The 350-nt window shown below is 61.7% G+C and carries 1 protein-coding gene; it reads right to left on the bottom strand.

What is annotated here, in order from left to right; genetic code table 11:
- The coding region (locus AC1DIG_RS29350; RefSeq protein WP_477770122.1) for an immunoglobulin-like domain-containing protein at positions 1-350 on the bottom strand (350 nt) is incomplete at both ends.

Raw genomic sequence — 350 nt, 5'->3', positions numbered from 1 at the left:
GAGTTGTGCTCGGGGTCAGCTGCTCGAAATTGCCACCGGTGGTGCTTTCGATGGTAGTGCTGACGGTGCTGCCGTTTTTGTAAACGTCGTTCGCCGGAGTATCGACCACCACGGAGCCAGTGGTTTTGCCAGCCTCGATGTTGATCACCGCACCGTTGGACAGGGTGACGCTCATCGCGGTGCCGGCCGGGTTGCTCAGGGTCGCGGTGTAGGTGATCTGCCCGCCTTCAACCACCGAACCATTCGCGGTCAGGCTCAGGCCGGTGTTGTCGATCGAATCGGTGATGGTGGTCACCGCTGGCGTCGTGCTCGGGGTCAGCTGCTCGAAGTTGCCGCCAGTGGTGCTTTCC

This window comes from Pseudomonas sp. 05N431 (genome assembly GCF_056397005.1).
This window is presented reverse-complemented; position numbering and strand designations above follow the sequence as displayed.